The 8,519-nt window shown below is 65.2% G+C and carries 9 protein-coding genes; 1 reads left to right on the top strand and 8 read right to left on the bottom strand.

The window, feature by feature from the left end:
• The 3 genes from VTU_RS0110965 to VTU_RS0110955 form a co-directional block, all read right to left on the bottom strand.
• Positions 1–1,608 (bottom strand): ATP-binding protein (locus VTU_RS0110965; protein WP_010104106.1); only part of this gene is annotated, 1,608 nt, incomplete at its 3' end.
• A gap of 6 nt (positions 1,609–1,614) precedes the next feature.
• Positions 1,615–1,830 carry a PP0621 family protein gene (locus tag VTU_RS0110960; protein WP_010104105.1) on the bottom strand — a complete coding sequence of 72 codons (216 nt, stop codon included), beginning with the start codon at positions 1,828–1,830 and terminating at the stop codon, positions 1,615–1,617.
• Positions 1,827–2,624 carry a cytochrome C assembly family protein gene (locus VTU_RS0110955; RefSeq protein ID WP_010104104.1) on the bottom strand — a complete coding sequence of 266 codons (798 nt, stop codon included), beginning with the start codon at positions 2,622–2,624 and terminating at the stop codon, positions 1,827–1,829. The genes VTU_RS0110960 and VTU_RS0110955 overlap by 4 nt, the downstream gene beginning before the upstream one ends.
• 115 nt (positions 2,625–2,739) lie before the next feature.
• Between VTU_RS0110955 and ffh the strand changes: the two genes are divergently transcribed.
• Entirely contained in the window at positions 2,740–4,095 is a 1,356-nt protein-coding gene (gene ffh, locus VTU_RS0110950) for a signal recognition particle protein (protein ID WP_010104103.1), read from the top strand.
• A gap of 147 nt (positions 4,096–4,242) precedes the next feature.
• Here ffh and VTU_RS0110945 read toward each other — a convergent pair whose 3' ends face one another.
• The 5 genes from VTU_RS0110945 to VTU_RS0110920 all read right to left on the bottom strand — a co-directional run bounded on the left by VTU_RS0110945 (position 4,243) and on the right by VTU_RS0110920 (position 8,137).
• The gene (locus VTU_RS0110945; protein ID WP_010104102.1) at positions 4,243–4,545 is read right to left on the bottom strand and encodes a DUF6127 family protein; all 303 of its coding nucleotides are present in this window, start codon (positions 4,543–4,545) and stop codon (positions 4,243–4,245) included.
• Between the two features lie 9 nt (positions 4,546–4,554).
• A complete protein-coding gene (locus VTU_RS26865; protein ID WP_010104101.1) occupies positions 4,555–5,118 on the bottom strand; it encodes a hypothetical protein in 564 nt (187 codons plus the stop codon).
• Between the two features lies 1 nt (position 5,119).
• A complete protein-coding gene (locus tag VTU_RS30700; protein ID WP_010104100.1) occupies positions 5,120–5,947 on the bottom strand; it encodes a lysozyme family protein in 828 nt (275 codons plus the stop codon).
• Positions 5,948–6,034: 87 nt separating this feature from the next.
• The gene (locus VTU_RS0110925) at positions 6,035–7,441 is read right to left on the bottom strand and encodes a glycoside hydrolase family 78 protein (RefSeq protein ID WP_010104099.1); all 1,407 of its coding nucleotides are present in this window, start codon (positions 7,439–7,441) and stop codon (positions 6,035–6,037) included.
• Between the two features lie 306 nt (positions 7,442–7,747).
• A complete protein-coding gene (locus VTU_RS0110920) occupies positions 7,748–8,137 on the bottom strand; it encodes a hypothetical protein (protein WP_010104098.1) in 390 nt (129 codons plus the stop codon).
• Positions 8,138–8,519 lie beyond the last annotated feature (382 nt).

Here is an 8,519-nt window from a genome sequence, read left to right as displayed (position 1 = left end):
GGTGGTGCGGCTGAACCGTTGGCAGCTGATGAAGGCCCCGTGGCGCTGGCACAGCTCGCGGCAAATATAAAGACCCAGACCGCTGGAGCGGCTCTCCGAGGAAAAGAAGGGCTCGAACAGATGGCGTTGCACGGATTTGTCCATGGGCGCGCCGTCGCTCCAGACCTGCAGGCTGACCTGGCCCGTGGGGGATGCATGCGTGATGACCGCGAGCGAATCGGGCTCATGCCCGACGTAGCGCAGCGCGTTGTCCAGCAGATTCACCAGCACCCGGCGCAGGTGCTCCGCGTCGAACTCCACCTGCGCCGCGTCTGCGCCGAGCATGAGCACCGCGCGGCGGCGCATCGGGTCCTGCGTCTGCCAGTCGCTCCATATCTGGGCAATGCTCTCGTCCAGGGGGATGGTCGGCTCCGGTGCATGGCTCGTCGGGTGCTGGTCGCGGGCAATGTCGAGCACGTCTTCGGCAATGCGCGCCAGCCGGTCGGCGTTTTGCCGCACCATGTGCGTGAGCCGCTTGTGCGCCAAGTCGTGCAAATCCTCTTCGAGCAGGGCATTCGCCTGAACGATGGCCGCCAGGGGGTTGCGGATCTCGTGCGCCACGGCGGCGGACATGCGTCCCATCGCCGCGAGCTTTTCGGTGCGCAGGCGCGCTTCCATCTCGTGCAGGTCGTGCAGGAACATCACGCACAGCCGCTCGGTGTGCGTCTGGCGCGCGGCTTCGCGCGTGGAGGTCAACCAGGTGCGCACGTGCAGGCCGGCGGGGCTTTGGCCGGGATGCAGCAGGTTCGCGTCCGCGGTCTGCGGCCTCTCCTGCCAGAAGGTATGCCGGGCCAGGGTGACCAGCGGTTGCCAGGGCGCTTCGCGCGCCAGGCTGAAGGGCGGCTGCGGTACGGGAACACGGCCGAGCAGTTGCAGTCCGGCCGGATTCGCGATGTGCACGGTGTCGCTTTCATCGACCACGAGCACCCCGTCGCTCAGGTTCTGGATGACGAGGGCGCTGACCTGGGCCTGCACGTGGGCGGCGATCCGGCTTTGCTGCGCGACTTTCTGCTCGCGCGCCAGCCGGGACGCCAGCTGGTGCACGAGGTAGCTGACGATGAAGTAGCCCGTTCCGGTGAGCGCGCCCTGCAGGTAGCGCTGCGTGTCGTCGTCCGTCGTCTGGTATGTGCTCGTCCACCCGGCCCAGGCAAGCAGCAACAGGGTCACGCCCGCCGCGGTGCCCAGCGCCAGCGTGAGCGTGCCCAGCGCGGCGGCCATCAGGATCGGCAGACCGAACAGGGGCGTGTAGTCGATGTTGCCGACGTGCAGCAACTGCAGCGCCGTAATGGCCACCAGGTCAACGCCGATGGACGGCACCCATTGCGCTCCGGTGTACGGCGCCGGAGGGTCGTGCCTGGCCAGCACGCTCAGCACCACGGTGGCCGCCAGATACCCCACGCACACGGCAAGCAGCGCAGGCTCGGCGCTTTTGTAGATGATCTGCCCGGTGCCCTGCAGGCCCAGCAGCGCCAGCGCGACCATCACGCGACCGGTCAGAAACCCGCGCCAAAGGCGCACGAACGCTGGATTCACCGGGGGCAGAAAGCTGCCTGCAGGCTGGGTGTGCATGGGGATTCAGCCCGGGCCGAGTTGCCGGTGCTCCGCGCAGCAGTAAGCCTGATTACCAAGCGTCCAGGCCTCTGCCTGGGGAATGTGCACACCGCAGTGCGCGCAAGCGGGCATGTCCTGGGCCGACGCGCGCGGCGGGGGCGCGGATCCCTGCGCTGCGCGGCGGCTGCGCCAGGTTCCGATGCCCAGCAGCAGAACCAGCAGCAGGACCAGGTATTTCATGCACTGCGCCCCAGAACGACTTCCAACACGAAGCGCGAGCCCACATACGCGAGCAGCAGCAGCGCTGAGCCCGCGTACAGCACGCGCACGGCACTGCGGCCACGCCAGCCAAAGCGCGCACGGCCCAACAGCAGCGCGGCAAACGCCAGCCAGGAGAGCAGCGAGAAAACGGCCTTGTGGTCCCAGCGCCAGGCACGGCCGTACAGGGTGTCGCCGAACAGCCAGCCGGCGAGCAGCGTGGCCGTCAGCAGGACGAAGCCCGCGGTCACGAAACGAAAGGTCAGCCGCTCAAGCGTCAGCAGGGGAATGCCGCTATGCGGATCCTCGGCCTGGCGGATATGGTGCTCCGCACGGGTCATGAGCCAAGCGTGCACCACAGCGGCCGCGAACAAACCATAGCAGGCCAGGCCCAGCGCCAGATGCAGGGGCAGCCAGGGCGAAGCGCTCACGTGCAGGGGCTGCCCCGGAAAAAGCACGGCCAGCACGATGGCCACCGCACCCAATGCCGCCAACACCCAGCGCGCCTGCATTTGCGGGAACAGCTGCCGCTCCACCGCGTACACCGTGAGCACCAGCCAGGCCGTCATCGACAAGGCCGGCGCAAAGCCAAAGCGCGGGGGATCGCCCGCCAGACCCCACACCAGCACAGCGCCGTGGAGCATCCAGGCCGCAGACAACGCATTGCGCGCGGCCACCGCCCCCAGGCGCGAGGCCGCAGCAGCGGGCACGGCATACGCCACGGTCGCAGCCAGGACCAGCAGCCAGCTGACGGGGGAAGCGCCGGGTAAGATCATGGGTCACAGTTTAGGGCAACCTGCGGGTAGCGCGTCCCCGCGCGGCGCGCCCCGCGTATCACTTTCGCCGCACCGCCAGCACCAGCGCCGCGCGCACAACACCGGAATTTCTCCCATGGCCTCCGCCCTTACCGACAAACTCACGCGCCTCGTCAAGCAAATGCGCGGCCAGGCCCGCATCACCGAAGCCAACGTGCAGGACATGCTGCGCGAGGTGCGCATGGCCCTGCTCGAAGCCGACGTGGCCCTGCCCGTGGTGCGCGATTTCATCGCGCGCGTGAAGGAAAAGGCGCAGGGCCAGGAGGTGCTGGGCTCACTCAAACCCGGTCAGGCGCTGGTGGGAATCGTCAACCGCGAACTGGTCGCGACCATGGGCGCGGGCGTGGCCGACATCAACCTCGCGGCGCAGCCACCCGCCGTCATCCTGATGGCCGGCCTGCAGGGCGCCGGCAAGACCACGACCACGGCGAAACTCGCAAAACACTTGGTGGAAAAGCGCAAGAAGAAGGTGTTGACGGTGTCCGGCGACGTGTACCGCCCGGCGGCCATCGAGCAGCTCAAAACGGTGACGCAGCAGGCCGGCGCCGAATGGTTCCCGAGCACCCCGGAGCAGAAACCGCTGGACATCGCCCGCGCCGCGCTGGACTACGCGAAGAAACACTACATGGACGTGCTGCTCGTCGACACAGCCGGGCGCCTGGCCATCGACGAGGTCCTGATGCAGGAAATCAGGGACCTGCACGCGGCGCTCAACCCCGTCGAAACCCTGTTCGTGGTCGACGCCATGCAGGGCCAGGACGCGATCAACACCGCGCGGGCGTTCAAGGAGGCGCTGCCCCTGACCGGCATCGTGCTGACCAAGCTCGACGGCGACGCGCGCGGCGGCGCGGCGCTGTCGGTGCGCCAAATCACGGGCGCGCCCATCAAGTTCGCCGGGGTGTCTGAAAGGCTCGACGGCCTGGAGGTATTCGACGCCGAGCGCCACGCGGGCCGCATTCTCGGCATGGGCGACATCGTGGCGCTGGTCGAGCAGGTCACCGCCGGCGTTGACCAGGAGGCCGCGCAAAAGTTCGCCGCCAAACTCAAGAGGGGCGACGGCTTCGACCTGACGGACTTTCTGGCGCAGATTCAGCAGATGAAGCAACTGGGCGGGCTCTCGAGCTTGATGGACAAGCTCCCGTCCCAACTCAGCGCCAAGGCGGGCGCCATGGACATGGACCGGGCGGAGAAAGACATGCGGCGCAAGGAGGGAATCATCCAGAGCATGACCCCGCTGGAGCGCCGCAAACCCGAACTCATCAAAGCCACGCGCAAGAAGCGCATCGCCCATGGCGCGGGTGTGCAGGTGCAAGAGGTCAACCGCCTGCTCAAGGAGTTCGAGCAAATGCAGGGCCTGATGAAGCAGATGAAGGGCGGCGGCCTGATGAAGATGATGAAGAAAATGGGCGGCGGCATGCCCAGAATGCCTTGAGCCCGTTTCAGCGGAAATCCCAACAACTGTCTGGTGCCCCGAGCCGGGGTCGGATTGCCGCATGTTTGCTGGGTTTTTGGCTTTTTTCGGGGGGGACTTGGGGGATGCGTTTCGGTTTTTGGTGCACGGGGCACTGTTTGTTGTGCGTCATGGGCCGCCGCCCAGCAGTTTGAGCTTGATCGCTACTCCCACGAGCAGTGCGGCCAGCAGGCAGCTGGTGGCCAGCTTGACTGCCGTTTGCCAGGCCGTGCGCCGGGCGTCGCGCCAGGCTTCCAGCAGGCTGCGCAGTTCGCTGATGTCGCGCGCGGCGTGGCCGTTTTCCAGTCCGAGTTGCTCCAGGCAGCGTTTCGCTCCCCGCTCGGCCGCTTGTTCCAGCAGTTCGTCGCAGTCTTCGCGGTGCAGCAGCACCATGTTTTTGGCTCGTTGGCGTTGTTCGGGTTCGGTGGACATTGGCTTTCTTCAATACTCAGAAAATAGGCCGTCCGGCGTCTTGCCGGCTGCGGCGGGCCCTTGTTCGGGCCCGCTTTCGCTCGCGGGTTCTTGCATCGCGTGTATCCAGCCTTGCAGCGCGCTCAGTTGTTCCGCGTTTTCTCGGCAGCTGGTGTAGTTTTCGACGACTGTTTCGGCGACGGTAGACAGTGCAATGCCTGCGGGGGCCGCATCAGGATCTCCGGTGGGCTCGGCATGCGCGTTGCCTTGGGCGGCGCGGTCGTGCACCCGCACAAAGCCATGAGGCACAGTGCAGGCAGCGTCGGCTTGGGTTGGTACATGTTGGCTTATTTCCTTGCTGATGTTTGCGCCTTCTTGGCGCACGGTTTTTATGCGGTCTGCGTATTTGCTGACTACTTGGACTGTGGCTTGGGCTTGCTTTTTCTCTTCGGTCGCGGCTTGCAGGGCTTGTTGTTTTGTTTCCCTGTCCCATTGCTCTTGGGTGTGTTGCGTTCCTTGTTTCCATCCCAGGCCGTATAGGGCGGCTGCCAGCAGGGTCAGCAGGAGCAGGCGGTAGCTTGTGGGGATTCTCATGTCATGCCTCTCCGAAGTATGCGCTGTAGCGTTTTCGGCGTTCGTGCAGGATGGCGCGTACGTATTCCCGGTTGATTTCGAAGAAGGATTTTCCGTAGCCTGCTGTCCTGGTTTTGGCTTTCAGGCTGTGTCGTTCCACGTGGCCGAACCAGCGCTTGGGGTCGCAGTGCGTTGTCTGTGCGCATAGTCGTCTGTCTTGTTGTACGCCGGCCAGGCCGCCGTTGTATGCCGCGAGGGTCATTGCCAGTCGTTCTTGTTGTGCGTCTATGGCTGTGAGTCGGTTGTATGCGGCGCGGTCCATGAGGATCATGGTGCGGAGTTGGCGTTGGGCGTCAAATCGGTTTTCAAATTTCCAGTCGCGCAGGCTTGTGTGCAGTTTGCGTGCTTGCGCGAAGTTGTCGAATTTTGCCGTGATGGTCAGTTGTCCCAGGCCGAAGCCGTATTCGCGTGCGGTTTTCAGTTCGGTGCGGGGGTTCCAGCATTTTGCCGATTTCAGGCTGGGGCAGGTTTCTTGTTCGATTTGTGCCGCGAGCGCTGAGCGCAGTGGGGCTTGCGGCCAGTGTGCGGCTTGTTCTGCGGCGAGTGTCGGCAGGTGTTTTTTTGCTCCGGGTGGTAGTTCACTGGCTGTGTTTTGGTTGGCCAGGCTGAGCAGGAGTAGGCCGCTGAGTAGCGCCGGGCCCCGGTGTTTCCGTCCTGCGGTGGGGAGTCTGTGCGGGTGCATGGGGGCTTGTCTGCCGCTTTCGGGGGCGTTCGGTCCGCCCTGGCTCCCGGTGGCGATGGGGCTTGGGCGTTTGTCCTGTGGCTGTGTGTGCTTGCGGTTTTTGCTCATTTCTTTCTCTCTGTTTTGGTCTCGAAAAAAAAGCCGCGTTTTGGGGCGCGGCTTGTTTTCTTTTTTCGGCGTTTTGCCGGTGGCGGTTTAGCGTGTTCGTCGTGTCCGCATAGGGGGTGGCGGTCGGATGTCGTTGTCGCTGCGGGTGGCTGTGGCGATGGTGGTGGTTTGGCTTGGGCCGAAGTGTTGCCGGGTTTTGAAGTGGGTTTCGCCGGACCATTCGGATGCGCCGAGTGTGTTGCCGATGTGGCGTACGCGCACTGTGTATTGGGTTTGTCCGTCGTTCAGGTGTTTCGCCGGGATGGTGTAGTGGGTGTGGATGCTGCTTGCGCCGAAGAGTATGTTGTTGCTGCGCGCCAGGCGGATTTGCCATTCGCTGTAGGCGTGTGTGTCTTGGCCTCCGGTGACGGCGAAGGCGCTGGTTTGGAATGTGGGTTGTTCTGCGATTGCGCTTTGGCCGTTTGCCGGTGCGGTGATGCAGGGGGTGTTTATGTAGCGGTAGTGCGCGGCGGTTGTGAAGCGGCTTGCTGCGGACCAGTCCGATACCGCGCCGCTTGTGTCTTTGACGCGGCAGCGCAGGTAGTAGGTGGTGCCGGCTGCGAGTGTGCCGGCGGGGACGGGGTCGCTCAGGGCGGTTTTTTCCGTGTCGTGCTGTGTTTGCGCGAAGTGTTCGCTGTCGCTGATTTGGAATTGTGCTGTGGCGAAGGGTTTGCCTGTCGGGCTTTGGTAGTCGCTGGCGCTGAGTGTGGGGGTTTCCATGATGTTGTTGGCGCCGTCGGCCGGGTGGCTGATTCTGGGTGCTTGCGGGCGCAGGCGTGGGTTGCTGTCTCCGCCCAGGCCGGTGCCGCTGTTCAGGGCGATGATGTGCCGGATGTCCATGGCTTCGCCTTCGATGATCAGGCGCAGTGGGCCGTCTGCGTTTGTCGCGATGGGGTATTCGTAGTCGGCCAGGCCTGCGGCTGCGTCTGCGGTGCGCCGCTGTGTCCAGGGGCGTTCGGTCCAGTTCCGGGTGTTGGCGTTGCGTGTGTACAGGCGGGCTTCGCCGGTGTTTTGGCTGCGGCGGATGATGACGGCGCGTACTGCGCCGTCTGCGCCGAGTTCGATGCTCCGGGAGATCCATTGCGCGCCTATGGCTGCGTGCGCGCCGCCCTGGGCGCGTGCGCTGAGTGTGCTGCCGCTTAGCCGGGCGCTGGCGTCCCAGTTGCGTGTGAGTTTGGCGGCCAGGCGTACGCGTGTTGGCGTTTCGATCGCGGCGATGTGTACCAGGCTGGTTTTGCCTGTGTCGCTGAGCAGGTAGTCGGCGCCGGCTTGTACGCCGTGGGTGTTGGCGATGTCGAGTGTGTCGCTGCCCCGGGTGCCTGTGAGGATGTCTGCGCCGGGGTGGTTTTGCAGGCTGTGCTCGGCTGTGAAGAGTTCGCAGGCGATGCGGTGCATGCGGTATTGCCTCTCCAGGGCGGCGGCGGTGTGTTGCGCTGTGCTTTCGGTCAGGTCCACGTCAGTTTCCGGGTTCGCTTTGGGCGATGGGTTTTTCGGCTTGCGCCGTGGTTTGGTTTCTTTTTTCCGCGCGGGGCCCGGTTCTTGGGGTCCTGGCTTCGCGCGCCGCCCGGTCTTGCGCCGGGTTTGTCTGCTTGTTTCGGTCTTTGGCGGCCGGTCGGCCTGCCGGTTGCGTTGGCCCAGGTCGTATTCGATTCCGATTCCGATTTCGATTCCGGTTCGCTGCGGTGTCGGGTGCCATCGTAGCGGAACCGCTGTTACAGCGTCGGTGTTTGTCTTGGCTGCTGTTTTCGCTGGTCTGGGGCTTTATGGGCCTTCTGGGCGCTGTGGGGTCTGTTCTGCCGTTTGCGCTGGCGGGTGTTTTTCCGCTGCGGGCGGTGCTTGGCCGGCTGCGGCTCGGCTGGCAAAGGCCAGGAAGAGCATGCCGGTGAGTAGTGCCAGGCCGAGGAATACCAGTCCGGCGCCGATCGGGTTGTCCAGCGCTCGGCGGTAGGCTTCGGCTGAGCGTGCTTCGTCGTGGAAGGCGCGGCGCAGCAGGTATACCGGGCCTGCGGCTACGCAGAGCCAGGCGAGCCATTGCAGGCGCATAAGGGTTTCCGTGCCGCCGTCGGGGTCGCTTAGCCAGTACCAGCCTACGACGGCGATGGCGGCTATCCACATGATCCATAGACGCCAGCGGTTCAGTTTCTTGCTCATTTCGGTGCTCCTTGGTTTGTGTGTGGGTTCGCCGCTTGGCGCGGTTTGCCCGGTGGCATGGCGCGGGGGCCATGTTGCTTCGTTTCCCCTTTTCCGGGGGCTGTCCGGGCGGGCGGGGGGTGGCGCCGCGCGCCCCGGGTCTGTCAAAGTTCAAGTCCGTCGCCTCGGCCCATGCGCGCCGCGTCCTGCGCTGCGCTCGCCTGTTTCGTTGCGGTCTTTGGCGGTTTGGTGTTGGCCCGTCGGCGCGCCGCATGCGCGGGGGTTGGCGGTCGGCTTGGGTGCGCTCGCGTGGGCGTTACGCGGTGCGCAGGGGGCGGGTCGCGCGCGCGCCGGGGGCGTCTGCGCGGATGGCGCCGCTTGGCGGGTTTGCCCGGTGGCATGG

It is taken from the genome of Verminephrobacter aporrectodeae subsp. tuberculatae At4 (assembly GCF_000193225.1).
GTDB lineage: Bacteria > Pseudomonadota > Gammaproteobacteria > Burkholderiales > Burkholderiaceae_C > Acidovorax > Acidovorax aporrectodeae.
This window is presented reverse-complemented; position numbering and strand designations above follow the sequence as displayed.

What these genes read in the sequence shown, in the direction of transcription:
- VTU_RS0110960 (WP_010104105.1), bottom strand. Translation starts at nt 1,830, where the DNA reads ATGAAATACCTGGTCCTGCTGCTGGTTCTGCTGCTGGGCATCGGAACC.
- VTU_RS0110945 (WP_010104102.1), bottom strand. Translation starts at nt 4,545, where the DNA reads ATGTCCACCGAACCCGAACAACGCCAACGAGCCAAAAACATGGTGCTG.
- VTU_RS26865 (WP_010104101.1), bottom strand. Translation starts at nt 5,118, where the DNA reads ATGAGAATCCCCACAAGCTACCGCCTGCTCCTGCTGACCCTGCTGGCA.
- VTU_RS0110920 (WP_010104098.1), bottom strand. Translation starts at nt 8,137, where the DNA reads ATGAGCAAGAAACTGAACCGCTGGCGTCTATGGATCATGTGGATAGCC.
- ffh (WP_010104103.1), top strand. Translation starts at nt 2,740, where the DNA reads ATGGCCTCCGCCCTTACCGACAAACTCACGCGCCTCGTCAAGCAAATG.
- VTU_RS30700 (WP_010104100.1), bottom strand. Translation starts at nt 5,947, where the DNA reads ATGAGCAAAAACCGCAAGCACACACAGCCACAGGACAAACGCCCAAGC.
- VTU_RS0110955 (WP_010104104.1), bottom strand. Translation starts at nt 2,624, where the DNA reads ATGATCTTACCCGGCGCTTCCCCCGTCAGCTGGCTGCTGGTCCTGGCT.